This is a genomic window from Futiania mangrovi (assembly GCF_024158125.1).
GTDB lineage: Bacteria > Pseudomonadota > Alphaproteobacteria > Futianiales > Futianiaceae > Futiania > Futiania mangrovi.
Window position 1 is genome coordinate 250,163 of the sequence record NZ_JAMZFT010000004.1, and the last position, 17,925, is coordinate 268,087.

22 protein-coding genes and 1 tRNA gene are annotated in these 17,925 nt (G+C 68.5%); 3 read left to right on the forward strand and 20 right to left on the reverse strand.

The window, feature by feature from the left end; all coding sequences use genetic code 11:
* Positions 1-43: 43 nt before the first annotated feature.
* Genes torT through NJQ99_RS16055 form a run of 6 tightly spaced genes read right to left on the reverse strand, consistent with a single transcriptional unit; the run spans position 44 to position 5,445 of the window.
* Positions 44-1,105, reverse strand: coding sequence for a TMAO reductase system periplasmic protein TorT (torT, locus tag NJQ99_RS16030; protein WP_269333885.1), 1,062 nt, complete (start codon positions 1,103-1,105; stop codon positions 44-46).
* 49 nt (positions 1,106-1,154) lie between these two features.
* A complete protein-coding gene (locus NJQ99_RS16035; protein ID WP_269333886.1) occupies positions 1,155-2,126 on the reverse strand; it encodes a 5-oxoprolinase subunit C family protein in 972 nt (323 codons plus the stop codon).
* Positions 2,116-2,991: a 5-oxoprolinase subunit B family protein gene (locus tag NJQ99_RS16040; protein WP_269333887.1), complete on the reverse strand. Its 876-nt coding sequence runs from the start codon at positions 2,989-2,991 to the stop codon at positions 2,116-2,118. The genes NJQ99_RS16035 and NJQ99_RS16040 overlap by 11 nt, the downstream gene beginning before the upstream one ends.
* Positions 2,992-3,001: 10 nt before the next feature.
* The gene (locus NJQ99_RS16045; protein ID WP_269333888.1) at positions 3,002-4,366 is read right to left on the reverse strand and encodes an acetyl-CoA carboxylase biotin carboxylase subunit; all 1,365 of its coding nucleotides are present in this window, start codon (positions 4,364-4,366) and stop codon (positions 3,002-3,004) included.
* A 5-nt stretch (positions 4,367-4,371) separates the two neighbouring features.
* On the reverse strand, positions 4,372-4,608 hold the full coding sequence (locus NJQ99_RS16050) for an acetyl-CoA carboxylase (RefSeq protein ID WP_269333889.1): 237 nt from the start codon (positions 4,606-4,608) through the stop codon (positions 4,372-4,374).
* A 51-nt stretch (positions 4,609-4,659) separates the two neighbouring features.
* Positions 4,660-5,445, reverse strand: coding sequence for a 5-oxoprolinase subunit PxpA (locus tag NJQ99_RS16055; RefSeq protein ID WP_269333890.1), 786 nt, complete (start codon positions 5,443-5,445; stop codon positions 4,660-4,662).
* 259 nt (positions 5,446-5,704) lie between these two features.
* Between NJQ99_RS16055 and NJQ99_RS16060 the strand changes: the two genes are divergently transcribed.
* Both NJQ99_RS16060 and NJQ99_RS16065 read left to right on the forward strand, forming a co-directional pair.
* Positions 5,705-6,613 (forward strand): LysR family transcriptional regulator, encoded by a 909-nt coding sequence (locus NJQ99_RS16060; protein WP_269333891.1) that lies wholly within the window; start codon positions 5,705-5,707, stop codon positions 6,611-6,613.
* Positions 6,614-6,642: 29 nt separating this feature from the next.
* Complete coding sequence (locus NJQ99_RS16065; RefSeq protein ID WP_269333892.1) at positions 6,643-6,930, forward strand: cupin domain-containing protein; 288 nt, start codon at positions 6,643-6,645, stop codon at positions 6,928-6,930.
* A 16-nt stretch (positions 6,931-6,946) separates the two neighbouring features.
* Here the strand turns inward: NJQ99_RS16065 and NJQ99_RS16070 are convergent, their stop codons facing one another.
* Positions 6,947-7,255, reverse strand: a complete 309-nt coding sequence (locus NJQ99_RS16070; RefSeq protein WP_269333893.1) for a hypothetical protein — start codon at positions 7,253-7,255, stop codon at positions 6,947-6,949.
* Between the two features lie 338 nt (positions 7,256-7,593).
* On the opposite strand from NJQ99_RS16070, the gene NJQ99_RS16075 reads away from it, so the two are divergent.
* Positions 7,594-8,370, forward strand: a complete 777-nt coding sequence (locus NJQ99_RS16075; protein WP_269333894.1) for a potassium channel family protein — start codon at positions 7,594-7,596, stop codon at positions 8,368-8,370.
* 15 nt (positions 8,371-8,385) lie between these two features.
* On the opposite strand, the gene NJQ99_RS16080 is transcribed toward NJQ99_RS16075, so the two are convergent.
* The 13 genes from NJQ99_RS16080 to murA all read right to left on the reverse strand — a co-directional run bounded on the left by NJQ99_RS16080 (position 8,386) and on the right by murA (position 17,783).
* On the reverse strand, positions 8,386-9,081 hold the full coding sequence (locus tag NJQ99_RS16080; protein WP_269333895.1) for an SOS response-associated peptidase: 696 nt from the start codon (positions 9,079-9,081) through the stop codon (positions 8,386-8,388).
* A 16-nt stretch (positions 9,082-9,097) separates the two neighbouring features.
* The gene (locus tag NJQ99_RS16085; RefSeq protein ID WP_269333896.1) at positions 9,098-9,907 is read right to left on the reverse strand and encodes a thioesterase family protein; all 810 of its coding nucleotides are present in this window, start codon (positions 9,905-9,907) and stop codon (positions 9,098-9,100) included.
* Between the two features lie 65 nt (positions 9,908-9,972).
* Positions 9,973-10,827: a formyltetrahydrofolate deformylase gene (gene purU, locus NJQ99_RS16090; protein ID WP_269333897.1), complete on the reverse strand. Its 855-nt coding sequence runs from the start codon at positions 10,825-10,827 to the stop codon at positions 9,973-9,975.
* A gap of 115 nt (positions 10,828-10,942) precedes the next feature.
* A tRNA-Phe gene (locus tag NJQ99_RS16095) sits at positions 10,943-11,018 on the reverse strand.
* A gap of 120 nt (positions 11,019-11,138) precedes the next feature.
* On the reverse strand, positions 11,139-11,357 hold the full coding sequence (gene yacG / locus NJQ99_RS16100; protein ID WP_269333898.1) for a DNA gyrase inhibitor YacG: 219 nt from the start codon (positions 11,355-11,357) through the stop codon (positions 11,139-11,141).
* Positions 11,358-11,368: 11 nt separating this feature from the next.
* Complete coding sequence (locus tag NJQ99_RS16105) at positions 11,369-12,736, reverse strand: ribonuclease E/G (protein ID WP_269333899.1); 1,368 nt, start codon at positions 12,734-12,736, stop codon at positions 11,369-11,371.
* On the reverse strand, positions 12,723-13,328 hold the full coding sequence (locus NJQ99_RS16110) for a Maf family protein (protein WP_269333900.1): 606 nt from the start codon (positions 13,326-13,328) through the stop codon (positions 12,723-12,725). The genes NJQ99_RS16105 and NJQ99_RS16110 overlap by 14 nt, the downstream gene beginning before the upstream one ends.
* A gap of 1 nt (position 13,329) precedes the next feature.
* Positions 13,330-13,548, reverse strand: a complete 219-nt coding sequence (infA, locus tag NJQ99_RS16115) for a translation initiation factor IF-1 (protein WP_269333901.1) — start codon at positions 13,546-13,548, stop codon at positions 13,330-13,332.
* Positions 13,549-13,637: 89 nt separating this feature from the next.
* Positions 13,638-14,096, reverse strand: coding sequence for an arsenate reductase ArsC (locus tag NJQ99_RS16120; protein WP_269333902.1), 459 nt, complete (start codon positions 14,094-14,096; stop codon positions 13,638-13,640).
* 6 nt (positions 14,097-14,102) lie between these two features.
* Entirely contained in the window at positions 14,103-14,606 is a 504-nt protein-coding gene (locus NJQ99_RS16125) for a UPF0262 family protein (RefSeq protein WP_269333903.1), read from the reverse strand.
* Positions 14,603-15,904, reverse strand: a complete 1,302-nt coding sequence (gene hisD, locus NJQ99_RS16130; RefSeq protein WP_269333904.1) for a histidinol dehydrogenase — start codon at positions 15,902-15,904, stop codon at positions 14,603-14,605. The genes NJQ99_RS16125 and hisD overlap by 4 nt, the downstream gene beginning before the upstream one ends.
* Before the next feature lie 95 nt (positions 15,905-15,999).
* Positions 16,000-16,461, reverse strand: coding sequence for a DUF2948 family protein (locus NJQ99_RS16135; protein ID WP_269333905.1), 462 nt, complete (start codon positions 16,459-16,461; stop codon positions 16,000-16,002).
* A 35-nt stretch (positions 16,462-16,496) separates the two neighbouring features.
* On the reverse strand, positions 16,497-17,783 hold the full coding sequence (gene murA / locus NJQ99_RS16140; protein ID WP_269333906.1) for a UDP-N-acetylglucosamine 1-carboxyvinyltransferase: 1,287 nt from the start codon (positions 17,781-17,783) through the stop codon (positions 16,497-16,499).
* Positions 17,784-17,925 lie beyond the last annotated feature (142 nt).

The window sequence follows — 17,925 nt, forward strand, 5'->3', positions numbered from 1 at the left end:
GCGGCCCTGAAAAGGGGGCGCCCGGCAGCGGTGTCGTCGGGTCTTACTGGACCGAGAAGACCGGGCTGAAGCCTGCCGGCGGCAGGATGTTCGTGCGCTCGACCGAGGAGACGTTGTCCTGGTCGACGACGAAGATCTTCGGGCCGACGTGCTTCACATAGTCCTTGCCCTCGAGGATGCGGACCGCCTGGTCGACCGCGATGCGGCCCTGGATGACCATGGAGTCGGCCGGCGCGGCGAGGATGAACTTGCGGTTGATCCCCTCATAGACGCCGGGCGTCATGTAGAAGGAGATGAGGTCCACCTTGCCGACGAGGCCGCGCTCGCGGATCAGGCCCTGGGCGGCTTCCGCCGTCACCGCCGTGCCCGCGATGTAGCGCACGTCGGGGCTCGCCTGCAGCACGTCCTCGACGAGGCGCAGCTGGGCTTCCTTGCCGGTGTCGCCGTAGCGCGGCTCCAGCACTTCCACGGCGGAGCCCTTCACGGCCTCCATGAAGCCCTGGTGCGCGGCTTCCACCCAGCCCGCGCCTGCCGGGCCGGGGAACCAGCCGACCTTGACCGTCTCGGATCCCGCCGGATGCTTGGCGGCGAGATAACGGCCCGCTTCCGCGCCCATCGTCTTGAAGGAGACGAGCGACTTCGCCGCGAGGTCGGGCGAGGACATGCCGTTGATCACGTCGATCACGGGCACGCCCTGCTTCTTCAGTTCGCTGACGAGGTTGTTCAGGCCGTCATAGGAGATGGCGCCGATGATGACCGCCTGCGCGCCGCCTGCGACGCAGTCCTCGATCTGGCTGATCTGGTTGGCAAGCTCGGTGTAGCCGCCGGCCTCAAGGACGCGCAGCTTGACGCCCAGGCGGCGGGCTTCCTCGACCACGCCATAGTCCACGCCCAGCCAGTAGGCGTCCTTCATGTGCGGGAAGGACACGCAGATGTCCCAGGCCTTGGAAGCCTTCTCGAGCGGCACGTAGGAGATCTTCTCGACCTTGCCGTCGGCGGCGAAGGCGGGGGTGACCTGCTCGGCCTCATAGGGGAACCAGTCCTGCGCATGGGCAGCGCCGGTCATGGCCACCCCCATCGCCAGTGCAAGTGTCAGATGCTTCATCTTCTCTCTCCGCTGTCAGTGTCTCGTTGGGTTGTTGTCGTTGGGACCGTCAGGCGAGGGCCTCCTCGATCTTCGCCTTCAGCGCGCGCCGGTCGGCCCGGGCCGCCAGCGCCTGGTCCATGTCCACCTTCACGAACCGGGTGGGGGTATGCGGCTGGAGTTGTCCGATCAGGTCCATGTCGGCGGAGATGATCGCGCCCAGCGTGAAATAGCCGCCGCCCGACACCGCGTCGCGGTGCAGGACGATGGGTTCGGTGCCGCCCGGCACCTGGATCGAGCCGTAGGAGTAGCAGCCGTCCACGATGTTCGACGGGTCGGAGCCCGCGCCGAAGGGCTGCTCGCGCTCGTTGAAGGTCAGCGGGCGGCCGCCGCGGAAGCGTACGCCCATGCGGTCGGCCTCGGGCGCGACCTTCCACTCGTCGTCGAAGAAGTTGCGGCCCGCCTGCTCGGTGATGAGGCGCCAGTAGAGGCCCGGAAGCACCCGCAGTTCGGCCGGGTTACCCGGCATGCGGCGCAGCTTCTCCGGCACGCTGCGGCCTTCCTTCACGCCCGTGTCCCCGCCGAAGGGCACCATGTCGCCGGTGGCGAGCGCGCGCCCGTCGAGCCCGCCGAGCGCCCCGATCGCATAGGTCGAGCGGCTGCCGAGGTATTCCGGCGTCGTGATGCCGCCGGAGACCGCGATATAGGCCCGCGCGCCGGCCCGCAGATAGTCGAAGGTCAGGACCTGGCCTGCCTTCACCTTGAACGCGGTCCACGGCTCCTTCTCCACGCCGTCCACGCGGGCCGGCAGGTCCGCGCCGGTAACGGCGACGGTTGCATCCTTCTCGAACTCCAGCTGCGGACCCATGAACACGCTTTCGAGCGCGGCCGCGCCCTGGTCGTTGCCGACCAGCAGGTTGGCGGCCCGGAGCGCCAGCCGGTCCATCGCCCCGCCGATCGGAATGCCGAGGTGGAAATAGCCGGGGCGGCCGAGGTCCTGGATGGTGGTCAGCAGTCCGGGATTGAGAACCTTAAACGTCATTGAGGGCCCCCATCAGCTTGGCGTTGAAGCCGTCCATGTCCGCGTTGAAGGCGTCGAGGTCGAAGTCGACCTCCGCGATCTTCGGCGTGTAGCGGTTGGCCTGCACGTCGGCGAGCGTCTGGTCGTATTCCGCGCGGTCGATGGGGCGGAACTTCACGATGTCGCCCGGGTTGTGGAAGACCATGAAGTCGCGCAGGTAATTCGTTTCCTGCTTCGGGTCGAAGATGGTCATCGGCGTGATGCCGAACATCTGGTAGCCGCCAGCGCCGCGCACCGAATAGACGCAGGAGAAGCAGCCGCCGTAGCCGACCGTCTGCTTGGGCGTGTCGGTGCGGGGGCGCACATATTTCGGCACCTCGAGCTGCCGCGACCGGTCGACCAGCTGGTAAAGGAAGGGCAGGCCCGCCACGAAGCCCACCATGGAGACGAACCACGGCTGGGAATGGTGGGCGGTGATGAAGTCCTCCACCGTGTCGAAGCCGTTGATCCGCGCGGCATAGTCGAGGTCGGTCCCGTTCGGGTCCTGGTGCCGGTCGCGGAAGCGCATCAGCGTCTCGTGCGTCCAGGGGTCGCGGTAGAAGACGGGGAAGTCGATGATGCGGGTCTTGAGCTTCTTCTCCGCGCTTTCGGCCGTGTGCTCCAGCGCCTTCAGTTCGGCCAGCATGTCGTCCGGCTTGATCCGGTCCGGGTCGAACTTGACCTGGAAGCTGGCGTTCGCCGGGCAGATCTCGGTCACGCCGTCGATCTCGGCGGCCCGGACCGCATTGGTCATGGAGAGGCTCTTGAAGAAGGCGTCGAGCGACATCTCCTCGTCCATCTCGACGAAGATGTGCTCGTCGCCTCCGAATGAATAGCGTGTCTTCATCGCAAACCTCCTAGTCGGCGGTCAGGGGGTTGGTCTCGAGCCAGGGCTCGAGGAACTGCGTGTGGAACTCCCCCGCCCGCACCGCCGAGTCGGCGGCGAGCGCGGCATGGAGCGGGATGGTGGTCTTGGCGCCCTCGATCTTCAGGCGTGCGAGCGTCTCGGCCATCTTCGCGATGGCGGCTTCGCGCGTCGGCGCATGGACGATCAGCTTGCCGAGCAGCGAGTCGTAGAAGGGCGGGATCTGGTAGCCCTCGTAGATCATCGCGTCGAAGCGGATACCGTCGCCCTCCGGCACCTCCAGCGTCCCGATCAGCCCGGGGAAGGGCATGAAGCTGTTGGCCGGGTCTTCGGCGTTGATCCGCACCTCGATGGCGTGGCCGTCGAGGCTTATGTCCTCCTGCCGCATCGACAGGGGTGCGCCGCCCGCAACCCGGATCATCTCGGCGACGAGGTCGATGCCGGTCACCATCTCGGTCACCGGATGCTCGACCTGGATGCGGGTGTTCATCTCGATGAAGAAGAACTCGCCCGTCTTCGCGTCGTAGAGATATTCGAGCGTGCCCGCGCCGCGGTAGTTGACCGCCTCGGCAAGCCGGACGGCAGAGGCGCACAGCGTCTCGCGCGTCGCCGTGTCGAGGCAGGCGGCAGGCGCCTCCTCCCACACCTTCTGGCGGCGGCGCTGAAGCGAGCACTCGCGCTCGTAGCAATGCACCGCGCGCGTGCCGTCGCCCAGGATCTGCACCTCGATGTGGCGGGCGTCGCGGATGACACGTTCGAGATAGAGACCGCCGTCGCCGAAGGCCGCCTGCGCTTCCGAACGGGCCTGCGGGGCGAGGCGGCGCAGATCCTCCGGCGTTTCGGCGATGCGGATGCCGCGCCCGCCGCCACCCGCGGCGGCCTTGATCATCACCGGGTAGCCGATCTTCTCCGCGGCGGCCGCGGCCTCGTCCGCGGTGCCCACGCGCCCGTCGGAACCGGGCACCACCGGCACGCCCGCAGCGATGGCGGCCTCGCGCGCGGCGGCCTTGTCGCCCATGCGGCGGATCGTGTCGGCGGAGGGGCCGACGAAGATCAGGCCCGCGGCCTCGACCGCCTCGGCGAAGCCCGCGTTCTCGGCAAGGAAGCCATAGCCGGGGTGAACCGCGTCGCAGCCTGTCTCCTTCGCGGCGGCGATCAGCGCCTCGATGTTGAGATAGGATTTCGCGGCCTGGGGCGGACCGACACAGACGGATGCGTCGGCGAGCTTCACGGCAAGCATGTCCGCGTCGGCCTCGGAGTAGGCCTGCACGGCCTCGATCCCCAGCGCATGGGCCGCGCGGACGATGCGGACCGCGATCTCGCCCCGGTTGGCGACGAAGAGGCGGCGAATGCCCATGCGGCTCAACCCTCGAGCTCGACGATCACCGCGCCGGCGGCCACCGGCTCCTCGTTCTCCACGGCAAAGCGCTTCACCGTGCCGGCGGCGTCCGCTTTCACCTCGATGAAGGTCTTCATCACCTCGACGAGGCCGACCACGTCGCCCACCGCGACCGTGTCGCCCTCGGCCTTGAACGGCGGCTCCTCGGGCGAGGGGCGGCGGTAGAAGGTGCCGGGGATGGGAGAGCGGATGTCCGCCATGGGTGTCCTCCTTCGGGTCTGTATCGGTCTTTGCGGGCGCGTCCGCCGCGGTCAGGCGGCTTCGGCGAGGATCTCCTCCGCGGGCAGGATGCGGATGCCGGCGTCGAGCAGGCCCTTGCGCACGGCCTTGCCGATCTGCAGCGCACCGGGCGTGTCGGAGTGGAAGCAGATCGACTCGAACTCGATGTCGATCACGTCGCCCTCTACCGTCTTCACCTTGCCCTCGGTGCAGGCACGCAGGCACTTCTCCGCGACCTCTTCCGGGTTCAGCGCGCGCATCCGGCGGGTGAAGACGATGCTGCCGGTGTTGGAATAGTCGCGGTCCGCGTAGAACTCCCGCACGGTCTTGAGCCCCGCGGCCTTGGCGATGCGGTAAGTTTCGGACACGTGCATGCAGAACACGGCCGTCTCCGGGCTGCACTTCGCCAGCGCGTCGACCAGCAGTGACGAAAGCTCCACGCTCCGCGCGGCCTCCATGTAGAGTGCGCCGTGCGGCTTCACATGCTGCAGCTTGGTGCCGTGGCGGCGCGTGAACTCGCGCAGCGCGCCGACCTGGTAGAGGATGTCGTTGACCAGTTCCTCAGGGTTGGCCTGGATCACCCGGCGTCCGAACCCCTGCAGGTCGTTGTAGCCCGGGTGTGCGCCGACGGCGACGCCGCGCTCCACCGCGCCCTTGACCACCTTGTCCATCAGGTTCGGATCGCCGGCGTGGAAGCCGGTTGCGACATTGGCGGAGCTTATCAGCTCCATCAATTCCTCGTCCGACGCCTCGCTGATCCGCCAGTAGCCGAAATTCTCACCGAGGTCGCAGTTCAGGTCGATCGTTTGCCGTCTCACGGTGCATCCTCCGCTGGTCGCGCCGTTGGATCGCCCCCCGGGTGGCGCGGTCGTCTTGGTGAAAGGGTCGGCCCTCAAGGGGTATGGAATCAAATCGAAAAATATGTGCTTGCGAATTCTCCCTATCCGATAAACGATGTTCCGGCGAATTCACGAATTATTGTTTTTGGTCAAATGGTTGATGGGTGGGTTCATGCGAACCCCCATACCAGTCTTCTGAGAAATCGATGGTGCAGTATCTGTTTTTGTTGGGGGCGCGATGAATTTCCGCCATGTGAAGTACTTCGTTGCAACCGCGGAACTGGGGCAGGTCTCCCGCGCAGCGATGGAGTTGTCGATCTCGCAATCGGCCATCACGACGGCGATCAAGGAGCTGGAGGCGCAGGCCGGCGCGAAGCTGTTCGACCGCACCGCGCAGGGCATGGAACTGACGCAGGCGGGGCGGAGGTTCCTTGCCTCCGCCTACCGCATCCTCGCCTCCATCGAGGAGGCGCTGAGCCCCGGCGTCGCGGACGAGGGCATCACGGGGACCCTGTCAGTCGCGGCGTCCTACACGGTCCTCGGCTATTTCCTGCCGCAGCACCTTGGCCGGCTCGAACGCCGCTACCCCAATCTCAAGATCCAGCTCTACGAGCTGAGCCGGGAGATGATCGAGGACGGGCTCGTCACCAACCGCTTCGACATGGCGGTGGTGCTGACCTCCAACGTGAACAATCCGGAGCTTTCGACGGACACGCTGCTGAGTTCCCAGCGCCGGTTGTGGGTGCCGTCCGGGCACCCGCTGCTGAGCGCGGAAAGCGTGGGCTTCCGGGAGATCTCGCGCGAGCCCTACATCATGCTGACGGTCGACGAGGCGGCGCACACGACCCTGCGCTACTGGAACCGGACGGACTACCAGCCCTCGGTGCGGCTGAGGACCTCCTCGATCGAGGCGGTCCGCTCCATCGTGGCGAACGGGCAGGGGGTAACGATCCTGTCGGACATGGTCTACCGGCCCTGGTCGCTGGAGGGAAAGCGGATCGAGACGATCATTCCGTCGGAGCCCGTGCCCTCCATGAACATCGGCCTCGCTTGGCGCAAGGGCGTGGAACTGACGCCCTCCATGCGGCTCTTCCGCGAGTATTTCAGCGAAACCTACCAGACGCCGCAGAGCTATCTGCCGCGTTAGACTCCCCGAACCGAACAAGGAGACGCCCCATGCGACCCAAGGCCGTTCCCGTCCGCAGGATCGAGAACGAGGTGACCATCGTCACGGAATGGCAATTCGAGAAAGACGCGGAGACGGGCTGGCACCGCCACGAATACGATTACCTCGTGATGCCGCGCGGGGCGGGCCGCCTGCTGATCGAAAGCGCAGAGGGAGAGGCGATTGCCGAGCTTTCGCCCGACAATCCCTATTTCCGGCAGGCTGGCGTCGAACACAATGTCGTCAACGCGACCGGTGCGTCCTTCGCCTTCGTCGAGGTCGAGTTCAAGCGCCGCTGAGAGGCGCAAGGCCCACTCAGGACGCCGCGGGGCCAGCGTCGTCCAGGTCGACCGTGACGTTCGTCACCTGCGGTTCCACGGCTTGCACGGCCTTGCGCTCCTCGTCGGTCCATGCCGCGACCAGGATCAGTTGCGCGGGCGTGCCTGCACCGTTGGCCTGATCGGCCGGCACGGGCTCGAAAACGAAGAGTCCCTCCTGGCCGAGGTAGAAGGTGTGGTCGCCAAGCGCGTTGCGCAGTGTCTCCATCGCGGGGTTCTCTTCCTCGACCGGCTCGACGTCGAGCGCGTTTCGGACGGCGGTTACCTGGGCTTCGGTGAGTCGCATGTGATCCTCTTCTCATGTGGGATGGTCTGGAAACGAAGGGGGCAGACCCCGGGCGAAGACCCGGAAGGCCCTTCGACATGAACGGAAGACTTGGCTGTGAACGTCCGTCGTTCGTGTGAGGCGCCGCCCATCCCCTGCATGGGGTTGGAAGACATGGCGGTGCACATCCTTGCGCGGACAAGCCGTTCCGGCACCGCGCGGCTTCGGGTCGAGCCCCCTGGCTCACCGCTCAACCTAGTGGCTTTTTCCCATCAGTTCAAACCGTGGGGGCGCCGTGCTTGAAAGGGCGCGCGCGGTTTCCCAAGATCGCCCGTCAGGGCCTTGCGGAAGGGGGCAGCATGAGCGGGCGCGAAAAGCGGTATCCCAGGCTTCGGGAGCTTTATCTGGGACGCAGCCCGGCAGCGGTGCGATTCCGGTTTGCCCAACTCGTGCTCGATCTCGCGGTGATCGCGCTCTTTTTCCTGACGACCGTGATCGGGACGCCCGCCTGGATCCTCGTGGCCGATCTTGTCTTCGCGGCACTGATCGGCGCGGATCTCGTCGCACGCTGGCTTGTCGCGTCCGACCGGCGCAAGCTCGTGCTCGATCCGTTCACCTGGGCGGACATCGCGGTGCTGTTCAGCCTACTCGCGCCCCTGGTGTTCGGGAATTTCGCCTATCTGCGGGTGCTGCGGGCGCTGCGGATCCTGCGTTCCTACCACGTGCTGCGGGAATTGCGCCGCTCCAACAGCATCTTCGAGGAGCACGAGGAGGTACTGCAACGCAGCCTGAACCTCGTCGTCTTCATCGTGATCGTGTCGGCCACCGTGTTCGTCTTCCAGGAGGGGCGGAACCCCGCCATCGCCAACTATCTCGACGCGGTCTATTTCACCGTGACGGCGCTGACCACGACGGGCTTCGGCGACATCACGCTGGTGGGAACGAGCGGGCGGCTTCTTTCCATCCTGATCCTTGTGGGAGGGGTCGGGCTCTTCCTGCAACTCGCGCAGTCGATCTTCCGGCCCAAGAAGGTCGACTTCACCTGCCCGGGCTGCGGGCTGACGCGGCATGAGCGCGACGCCGTACACTGCAAGCATTGCGGGCGCGAACTGAAGATCGAGACGGAGGGGGCCTGAGCGGGCGGGGGGCTTTCAGTCCGCGATCGTCGGACCCGTCTTCTGGACGAGCCCATCCTCGTCGCGGCCCGCGCGATTGATCGCCGTGCTGACCGGCGTCGCCTTCAGGCGCCCGTCGGGCCATGGGCGCAGCAGCGCGGCTGCCGCGTCCGGATCGCCCGTGAGCCAGGTCTCGAAGTTTTCCGCCGCGAGGATCACCGGCATCCGGTCGTGGATGCGCGCGGCGAGCCGGTTCGCTTCGGTCACGACGATGGTCATGCTCTCGATCGCGTCAGGGGTGTTTTCGCCGCCGTCTTCGGGTTTCCACCGTTCCCATAGGCCCGCGAAGGTCATCGGTCCCTCGTCCTTCGGCTGGATGAGGTAGGGTTGCTTGCCGTGCCCGGTCGCCTGCCATTCGTAGAAGCCCGTGGCGGGCACGAGGCAGCGGCGCGCCCGGAAGGCTGCGCGGAAGGCGGGTTTCTCCCGCACCGTCTCGGCCCGCGCGTTGAACATGGAATAGCGGCTGTCCGGCCCCTTGCTCCAGGCGGGCACGAGGCCCCAGCGTACCTGTTGGAAGGTGCGCGCGTTGCCCTCCATCCGGACGATGCCCGTCTCCTCCGTCGGCGCGATGTTCCATCGGGGCGCAAGGTTGGGTGCGGCCTGGGCGGCCGTGAGGTTGTAGAGGGCGCGGATTTCCGCCCAGGTCATGGTGTTGGTGAAGCGGCCGCACATGGATGCCGCCCCCCGCCTATGTCGTCAGCAGCAGGGCAAGCTGGCGAGAGCGGGCGACCAGCGCGCCGGTCTCGTCCCACAACTCCCCGTCCTCGACGAGCATGCCGTTGTGCAGGTCGCGGGTGCGGAAGCGCCCGGCGATCCAGCCCGGCGCCGGCACGCGGCGCACCTGCACGGTCAGTTCGACCGTCGGCACCCAGCCGACCGCGCCGAGAAGCCCGTATAGCGAAGGCGGAAAGGCGTCGGCGAACAGGATGAGCGACAGGGGATCGGGCGCGCGTCCGTCGCGGAAGCGGACCCAGCCCGCCATCTCCGCCCGGCCGGCGGCGCCTGCGTCCGTGAAATCGGGATGCACGCGGATGTCGAGGCGCTTCAGGATCGCGAGGTCGACACCCTGCGCCATGCTGTCCCGGTTGGAGCACGCCTCCGGCGGCGGCAGGTCGTCGGGACGCGGGATGGTCAGTTCGGGTCCCCCGCTGTCGGCTCCGAACTGCGCGGCATCGGCGAAGCCTGCCATGAGGCGGATTCGTTCCTGTCCGTCCTGGTGCAGCGTTGCGGTCGCGGTCGCCATGCGGCGGCCCGCGCGGACGAGCGAGGTGCGCACCTCCGCCGGTTTCTCCGCGAGGCCGGGGCGCAAATAATGCGTGGTCACGGTCGCGGGGAAGTCCCGCCCCGTCACCTGCGCCATGGCGTTGAGCGCGATCCCGGCGAGGTAGCCGCCGTTCGGGTTGCCGCCGATGCTCCAATGGGGCGTGACGGCTGCGGCCCAGCGGTCCTCGCCCGCCGCGCTGACGGCGGTCTCGATGTCATAGTGCCAGTTGGACATGGGCCGGGACTTTGCCAGCAGGCTCGCCCCTTGTGAACCCGTGCAGCGCGCGGGCGGCCCCTGCGTCAGGCGAAGACGACCGTCTTGTGGCCATTGAGCATGACCCGCCGCTCGACGTGCAGCTTGACCGCGCGGGCCAGCACCCTGCTCTCGATGTCGCGGCCGACCGCGACGAAATCCTCCGGGCTCAGCGCGTGGGTCACGCGCTCGGTCTCCTGCTCGATGATCGGGCCTTCGTCGAGGTCGGGCGTGACATAGTGCGCGGTCGCGCCGATCAGCTTGACCCCGCGCTCGTGCGCCTGGTGATAGGGCTTGGCACCCTTGAAGCTCGGCAGGAAGGAGTGGTGGATGTTGATGATCCGCCCGTAGAGCCGGTTCGACAGCTTGTCCGACAGCACCTGCATGTAGCGGGCGAGCACGACGAGGTCGGCGCCCGTCTCGTTGACGAGGGCGAGCAGTTTCTCCTCCTGCTGGGTCTTCGTGTCCTTCGTGACCGGCCAGTGGTGGAAGGGCAGGCCCTCGATCTCGGCGGTGCGGGCGCTGTCGGGGTGGTTGGAGACGATGGCGGCCACCTCCGCGTCGAGCCAGCCCACGCGGATCTGGTAGAAGAGGTGCAGCATCGCGTGGTCGAACTTCGAGACCATGACCACGATGCGCGGCTTGGTGCCCGTGTCGGTCAGCGCGGCCTGCATGGCGAAGCGGTCGATGGCGGGCTTAAGCCGCCGCTCGATCTCCCCGCGCGTCGCGGCTGCGGGCGCGGTGAAGGCGATGCGCATGAAGAAGCGGTTGGTCTGGCGGTCCCAGAACTGGTTGCTCTCGGCGATGTTGCCGCCGAGGTCGGCAAGCTCGGCGGTGATCGCGGCGACGATCCCCGGACGGTCCTCGCAGGAGAGGTTCAGGACGAAGCTACGGTCGGACATGGACGGGTCGTGCTCCTGGATGCGGGCGGGTTCGGGACGGGCAATCGGACGCGCGCCCTTTTCTGGCGTCACCGGCGGCCGGGAGCAAGCGGGAATGCGGGAGTGGGACGGAAAGTGGTGCCCAGGGGCGGAATCGAACCACCGACACTGCGATTTTCAGTCGCATGCTCTACCAACTGAGCTACCTGGGCGCCGTGTGCGGGGAGGTTGGTACGGGATCGCGTCCCCCGCGCGCGAGGCAGGGTTGTAGGGGATCGGACGGCCTCTGTCCAGCCCTTCCGTCAGCGGAAAAGCGTGCGGGCGGCGGGGCCTTAGCGCTCGTCCTCCGGCTCGCCCCCGGGGCCCCCAGCCGGCCCTCCTCCCGGCCCGGGCGCGGGCTCGTCCGTCGGGATCGCGTAGACCCCCTTCAGCCAGCGGCCGAGGTCGATCTTCTGGCACCGGTCGGAACAGAACGGGCGGAAATCGGCCGTCGAGGGCTTGCGGCAGATCGGGCAGGGCGTGGGTTTGGCGGGGGGTCGCTCTTCTGTCATGCGGGTCAGGCTTACGCGCCCGCCGCCCGTTCCACAAGGGCTGTCGCAGGGCTCAGGCCAGGATCGGCGACGATGCGGACGGGGCGCCCCGCGCGGGCGTCGAGATCGGCGCGCAGGTCGGCCTGCTGGCCCAGCCAATGCGCGACCGCGGGCGCAACGCGCAACACCGCCGCGGGGAATTTCAACCCCTTCGCTTCCCGCGCGGCGAGGCGGGCGGCGCCGAGCGCCGCGGCCTCCACCGACGGCGCGGGGCGGGCGTCGGGCGCGGTATAGAGGGTCTTGAGCGAGGGGCCGAGGCGCGTCCTCACCATCTCCATGAGCCCGAGGCGCGATGGCGGCAGCACATCGACGCGCGCCGGGTCGTCGCGGGTGGCCGCCCGCATCTCCTGGTCGAGGCGGGCGCGCACGGCGTCGCCCTGCGCCTCGATCACGTCCACCACGATCGGCCCGCCCAGTGCGCGCAGCCGCATCTCGCGGGCGAGCGCTTCCACGGCCTCCGCGTTCGTGCGCGCTGCGGTGCGGACGGGGTCCGCCTCTCCCCGGCCCGCGTTGACGTCGACGGCGACCAGCGCTTCGGTCTCCTCGATCACGAGATTGCCGCCGGAGGGCAGGGCGACGCGCGGCTCCAGCGCGGCGGCGATCTGGCCCGCCGTGTCGTGGCGGTCGAAGACGGACGTGGCGGCCGCCGTCTCGATCCGGGGGGCGAGATCGGGCGCTACGGTCTCGGCGATACGGGCAAGGCGGTTGCCGAGCGTCGTGTCGTCGGCAGCCACGGTCTCGACCTCGGCGAGGTGGCGCAGGATCTCGTACTCGGCGGCGAGTGGCGCTTCGTCCTCCCGCGCGATGCCGGACCAGAGTGCGGCCAGCGCCTCGATCTCGTGCAGCAGATGCCCCTCGTCGGCGTTGCCCGCGGTGCGGCGGAAGATCAGGCCACCCGGAACGGGCGCACCCCCAGCCAGCCGGGCAAGACGCGCCTCTGCCGGCGTACCGCCCAATGCGCGCGACAGCCCGTGCCCCCGCCCGTGCGGGCGGTAGACGACGCGGGGACCCGCGAGCGCGATGCGTGCCGTCAGCCGCGGTCCCTTGCCGTTCACGGCCTCGCGCGTGACCTGAAGCGTCAGCCTGTCGCCGACGGCCGGTGCGCGGGCGCCGCGGGCAAGCTCCTTGGCGGGCAGGAAGCCGGTCACGCCGCGGCCCAGAGCGACGAAATGGCCGTCAAGCGCGGGGGCGGCCTGGGAAATGCGTGCGGGCAGGACGGCGCCACGCGCAGGCCAGCGCACGGCGCGGTCATGCACAAGCTCGGTCAGGCGCCCGCCGGCGACGCGCGCGATGCGCACCTCGCCCGGGCCCGACTCGATCAGCAGTTCATTCCCGCGCATCGTGGCCGCCGGGTGTGATACAGCTCGCTGCGAGCAGAGCCGCCGTCTCGGCCAGCGGCAGGCCGATCACGGCAGAGCAGGAGCCGTTGATCCAGGGGATGAACGCCTCGGCATAGCCCTGGATCGCATAGCCGCCCGCCTTGCCGCGCCATTCGCCGGTGGCGATGTAGAGACCGGTTTCGGCGGCGGAAAGCCGCTTCATGGCAACGCGGGTCTCCACCCGCCGGGTGCGCAGCGTGCCGTCTGCCGCGACGGCCGCCACGCCGGTGATGACACGATGGCGGCGGCCCGAGAGCAGGGCGAGGCAGGCGCGGGCCTCGGCCTCCGTCTCCGCCTTGGGCAGGGCGCGGCGCCCGCAGGCGACGACCGTGTCGGCGGCCAGAACGACGCATCCGGCGCGCAGGTCTGCAACGGCGCGGGCCTTTTCGACCGCGAGCCGCAGCGCGAGGTCGCGCGGCAACTCTCCCTTGCGGGGCGTTTCGTCGATGTCGGGTGCAAGAACCTCGTCGGGCGCGATGCCGAGGCGCGCCAGCAGGTCCCGCCGCCGCGGCGAGGCGCTCGCCAACACCAGACGGGGGCGGGGCGCGCTCAACTTACTTGAAGCGATAGGTGATCCGGCCCTTGGTCAGGTCATAGGGCGTCATCTCGACCTGGACCTTGTCGCCGGCGAGCACGCGAATACGGTTCTTGCGCATCTTGCCCGCCGTGTGCGCGATGACTTCGTGCCCGTTCTCGAGCTGAACACGAAACATCGCGTTCGGAAGAAGCTCCACGACAACACCCGGAAACTCGAGCAGTTCCTCTTTGGCCATTCCCAATCCTTGCCACGTTATTCGCGGCGGAACATGGCCGCGTGCGGCGCAAAAAGCAAGTGCGCGGTTGGATAAAGGTCAAGGGCCGCTCAGACGCGCGGGAGCGCCTTGGCCCCGAAGCGGGCTCTGATCTTCTCGAACAGCGCGTCGCGGACCTGGCGGTAGGCCTCCATCCGCTGCTCGCGGTTGCCGCTGGCGAGCGAGGGATCCATGGTCGGCCAGTACTCGATCTCCACCGCCATGGTGCGGGTCAGGTCGACCGCCTTGTGCTGGGCCTCGGGCGACAGCGAGATCACGAGGTCGTAGTTCGTGTCTTCCAGGTCGTCGAAGGTCTTGGGAACATGGGAGGAGAGGTCGATGCCGATCTCGTCCATCGTGGCGACCATGAAGGGGTCCGGATCGGTCGTGCGCACGCCGCAGGAATCGACGAAGACCACGCGGCCGTAGAGGTGCTTCATGATCGCCTCGGCCATGGGCGAGCGGATCGCGTTCTGGCTGCAGGCGAAGAGGACCGCGCCCGGCAGGTCCTCACCGTGCGGTCCCTTCATCGCGCCCTATCCCTTGATGTGCAGGACGCAGATGAGGGTGAAGAGACGGCGCGCGGTCGGGAAGTCGACCGCGATCTTGCCCTTCAGGCGGTCGCGCAGTGTCTCTGACCCCTCGTTGTGCAGGCCGCGGCGGCCCATGTCGATCGCCTCGATCTGCGAGGGGGGCGCGGTGCGGATGGCCTGGAAATAGCTCTCGCAGATCAGGAAATAGTCCTTCACGATCCGTCGGAAGGGGCCGAGCGCAAGGATGATCGTGCCGTGGTCGGGCTCGCTCTCGGTCGAGATGTGGAACACCAGCCGGTTGTCCTGGATCGCGAGCTTCAGCAGGTATGGGCCGCCGGGGCTGCCCTCGGGCCGGAAATAGTTCTCGTCCAGCAGGTCGAAGATCGCGACCTTGCGCTCATGCTCGACATCCGCGTTGCGCCAGCCGACGGTGGCCTCGTCCAGTGTGACGTCGACGAGGCGGAACCGGGGGTCCGGCGCGGGTGCGATGTCGTCCGTTTCGCTCATTCCGCCGCCAGGTTCAGCCGTATGGAGAGGGAGAGTGCGTGGGCGCCGAGCCCCTCGGCCTCCGCCAGCCGGATCGCGTGCGGGGCGAGCGTGCGCAGCCCCTCCGCCGTGCAGCCGACGATGGTCGTGCGCTTCATGAAGTCGAGGACCGACAGCCCGCTTGCGAAGCGGGCGGACCGCGCGGTCGGAAGCACGTGGTTCGGGCCGGCGATGTAGTCGCCCACCGCTTCCGGCGTATGGCGGCCGAGGAAGATCGCGCCCGCGTTGCGCACGCGCGCCATCAGCGCCTCCGGATCGGCGACGGCAAGTTCCAGGTGCTCCGGCGCGATGCGGTCGATCAGCGGGACGGCTGCGTCGAGGTCGGGCACGGTGACGATCGCGCCGTGCCGCGCCCAGCTTTCGCCCGCAATGGCAGTGCGGGGGAGGGTGGCGAGGTGCGCCTCGACCGCGCGGGCGACGTCGGCGGCGAAGGCCTTGTCGTCGGTGATCAGGATCGACTGGGCGGCGGTGTCATGCTCGGCTTGCGAGAGGAGGTCGGCCGCAATCCAGGCGGGGTCGTTCTGCCCGTCCGCCACGACGAGGATTTCCGACGGTCCCGCGACCATGTCGATGCCGACCGTGCCGAACACCTGCCGCTTGGCGGCGGCGACATAGGCGTTGCCGGGGCCGACGATCTTGTCGACCGGCGCGATGGTCTGCGTGCCATAGGCGAGCGCGCCCACGGCCTGCGCCCCGCCGATGCGGTAGATCTCGGTCACGCCGGCAAGCCGGGCGGCGGCGAGCACCAGCGGGTTCAGGACCCCGTCGGGGGTGGGCACCACCATGACGATGCGCTCGACCCCCGCGACGCGCGCGGGCAGTGCGTTCATCAGCACGGAACTCGGATAGCTCGCGGTGCCGCCGGGAACATAGAGTCCCGCTGCCGACACTGGCGTCCAGCGATGGCCCAGCACGACGCCCGCGGCGTCGGTGAACCGGTCGTCGGAAGGCTTCTGCCGGGCATGGAAGTCCGCGATGCGGCCCGCCGCGACCTTCAACGCCTCCATCTGTGCCGCCGGCACCTCGGCGACGGCGGCGTCGACCTCCTCTGCCGCGATGGCAAGGCGGTCGGGCGTCAGCGCCAGCCGGTCGAAGCGCTGGGTATACTCGATCAGGGCCGCGTCGCCGCGGGCGCGCACGTCTTCCAGGATCGCATGCACGGCATCGTTCACGTCGGCCGCCGTCTCCCGCTTCTGGGAAATGAGGGCGTCGAAGGCGGCGTCGAAATCGGCGGCGGTCTGGTCGAGCGTGACGGGCATGGGCTGGCTTCCGGTTCGATGGCGTGCGCAACCCCGCCTATATAGGGGCTCGGCGCGCGGGCGTCACGCGCCGGCGCGTTCCCATGCCTTGCGGATCAGTCGTGCGCGGGACGCGATTTTGCCGTCCAGGGCCGGGTGAGGTCGCGCAATTGCGCCTCGACCGTCTCGACCTCCAGCCGGATCTGGCCGCCGCCCGCGAAGACGAGGTCGATGGAGAGACCGCTCTCGTCCTCGTTGGAGACGATGGCCAGCAGCTCCAGCACATGCGCCTCGTCGGCGAGCGGGATGCCCCTGGCCTTCGCGCTCCGCACGTTCTCGAAATGGAGACCGGTGCGGGTGCGCAAGGGACGGCGGGTGCGGGCGGCGCCTTCCCCCTCCCATACGAAGCGGTTGAGCACGAGGGCGAAACGCCGTGTGCTCGGCAGGAAGCGCATGTCGCCCACGCGCACCAAGGCGTCCTGCAGAAGGGAGGAGAAGACCATCAGGTCCTCCTCGTCCTGTGCGATGAGTTTCAGCCCTTCGGCCAGTGCGCCGCCTGCCCTCGATCCCTTGGTCACCCTCGATGCTTCTCCCGAAACTTGCGCGGTCCCGCTCAGTCGGACAGGCGCCGGATATCGGCACCGCACGCGCCGAGTTTCTCTTCCACGCGCTCGTAGCCGCGGTCGAGATGATAGACCCGGTTGACGACGGTTTCACCCTCTGCCGCCAGGCCGGCCAGCACGAGGCTGATCGACGCGCGCAGGTCGGTCGCCATAACGGGCGCGCCCTTCAGCCGGGGCACGCCCCGAATGACCGCGACCGCGCCCTTGAGCGTGATGTCCGCGCCCATCCGCATCAGCTCCGGCACGTGCATGAACCGGTTCTCGAAAATCGATTCGTGGATCGAGGAAGCCCCGTCCGCAACCGTCAGCAGCGCCATGATCTGCGCCTGGAGGTCGGTCGGAAAGCCCGGATGGGGCTGCGTTTCGATGTCGATGCCGCCGTGGCGTCCGTTTTTCGGGCGCACGTGCAGGCCGCCCGGCACCTCCTCCACGGCGATGTGGATGCGGTCCAGCACCTCGATCAGCGCGCCCAGATGGTCGGCACGTGCCCCCTCCAGCGTGATCGCGCCCCCGGTGATGCCCGCGGCGACGGCGTAGCTTCCGGCCTCGATCCGGTCGGGGATGACGGCGTGCGTCGCACCCGACAGCGCATCCACGCCCTGGATCGTGAGGCGCGAGGAGCCCGCCCCCTCGATCCGCGCGCCCATTGCGCAGAGACAGTCGGCGAGGTCGGCGATCTCCGGCTCGCGTGCGGCGTTCTCGATCACCGTCTCGCCCTTCGCCAGCGTTGCCGCCATCAGCAGGTTCTCGGTCGCGCCGACGGAGACGAAGGGCAGGCGGATGCGCGCGCCGGCGAGGCCCTTCGGCGCGCGTGCAATGACATAGCCGTCCTGCAGGTCGATCGCCGCGCCCAGTTGCTGCATGCCCTTCAGGTGCAGGTCGACGGGGCGCGTGCCGATGGCGCAGCCGCCGGGCAGCGATACCTTCGCCTGCCCGAACCGGGCGAGCAGGGGGCCGAGGACGAGGATGCTCGCCCGCATCTTGCGTACGAGGTCGTAAGGCGCGACATGCGCGCGGACCTTGCCGCCGTCGATGGTCAGGCGGCGGCCGTGATTGCCGGGCGCGGCCGGGTCGGGTTCGAAGCCGATGCCGGTCCCCAGCTCCTCCATCACGCGGGCGAGCGTGCCGATGTCGGCGAGGTCGGGGACATTGGTGAGCGTAAGCGGCTCCTCCGACAGGAGCCCCGCCGTCATCAGCGGCAGGGCGGCGTTCTTCGCCCCGCTGATGTGAATGGTGCCTTGAAGCGTGCGCCCGCCGCGCACCGCGATCCGGTCCATGCCTGCCGATGCTCCCCCTCGTTGCGGGACCCGCGTGCCGGTCCCTGCGCGACCTGATAGCCGAGCCGGCGATTCCCGTACAGTCTCGCGGGCGCAAGGGGGCGTCTAGGCGCGAAGTGCGGCAAGGATGGGGCAAGCTGCG

Excerpts from the sequence above, each read along its gene's own strand:
- NJQ99_RS16120 (WP_269333902.1), bottom strand. The coding sequence starts at position 14,096 with ATGAAGGGACCGCACGGTGAGGACCTGCCGGGCGCGGTCCTCTTCGCC.
- NJQ99_RS16080 (WP_269333895.1), bottom strand. The coding sequence starts at position 9,081 with ATGTGCGGCCGCTTCACCAACACCATGACCTGGGCGGAAATCCGCGCC.
- NJQ99_RS16060 (WP_269333891.1), top strand. The coding sequence starts at position 5,705 with ATGAATTTCCGCCATGTGAAGTACTTCGTTGCAACCGCGGAACTGGGG.
- hisD (WP_269333904.1), bottom strand. The coding sequence starts at position 15,904 with ATGCCCGTCACGCTCGACCAGACCGCCGCCGATTTCGACGCCGCCTTC.
- murA (WP_269333906.1), bottom strand. The coding sequence starts at position 17,783 with ATGGACCGGATCGCGGTGCGCGGCGGGCGCACGCTTCAAGGCACCATT.
- NJQ99_RS16065 (WP_269333892.1), top strand. The coding sequence starts at position 6,643 with ATGCGACCCAAGGCCGTTCCCGTCCGCAGGATCGAGAACGAGGTGACC.
- torT (WP_269333885.1), bottom strand. The coding sequence starts at position 1,105 with ATGAAGCATCTGACACTTGCACTGGCGATGGGGGTGGCCATGACCGGC.
- purU (WP_269333897.1), bottom strand. The coding sequence starts at position 10,827 with ATGTCCGACCGTAGCTTCGTCCTGAACCTCTCCTGCGAGGACCGTCCG.
- NJQ99_RS16075 (WP_269333894.1), top strand. The coding sequence starts at position 7,594 with ATGAGCGGGCGCGAAAAGCGGTATCCCAGGCTTCGGGAGCTTTATCTG.
- NJQ99_RS16125 (WP_269333903.1), bottom strand. The coding sequence starts at position 14,606 with ATGAGCGAAACGGACGACATCGCACCCGCGCCGGACCCCCGGTTCCGC.
- NJQ99_RS16085 (WP_269333896.1), bottom strand. The coding sequence starts at position 9,907 with ATGTCCAACTGGCACTATGACATCGAGACCGCCGTCAGCGCGGCGGGC.
- yacG (WP_269333898.1), bottom strand. The coding sequence starts at position 11,357 with ATGACAGAAGAGCGACCCCCCGCCAAACCCACGCCCTGCCCGATCTGC.
- NJQ99_RS16105 (WP_269333899.1), bottom strand. The coding sequence starts at position 12,736 with ATGCGCGGGAATGAACTGCTGATCGAGTCGGGCCCGGGCGAGGTGCGC.
- NJQ99_RS16050 (WP_269333889.1), bottom strand. The coding sequence starts at position 4,608 with ATGGCGGACATCCGCTCTCCCATCCCCGGCACCTTCTACCGCCGCCCC.
- NJQ99_RS16035 (WP_269333886.1), bottom strand. The coding sequence starts at position 2,126 with ATGACGTTTAAGGTTCTCAATCCCGGACTGCTGACCACCATCCAGGAC.
- NJQ99_RS16045 (WP_269333888.1), bottom strand. The coding sequence starts at position 4,366 with ATGGGCATTCGCCGCCTCTTCGTCGCCAACCGGGGCGAGATCGCGGTC.
- infA (WP_269333901.1), bottom strand. The coding sequence starts at position 13,548 with ATGGCCAAAGAGGAACTGCTCGAGTTTCCGGGTGTTGTCGTGGAGCTT.
- NJQ99_RS16040 (WP_269333887.1), bottom strand. The coding sequence starts at position 2,991 with ATGAAGACACGCTATTCATTCGGAGGCGACGAGCACATCTTCGTCGAG.
- NJQ99_RS16070 (WP_269333893.1), bottom strand. The coding sequence starts at position 7,255 with ATGCGACTCACCGAAGCCCAGGTAACCGCCGTCCGAAACGCGCTCGAC.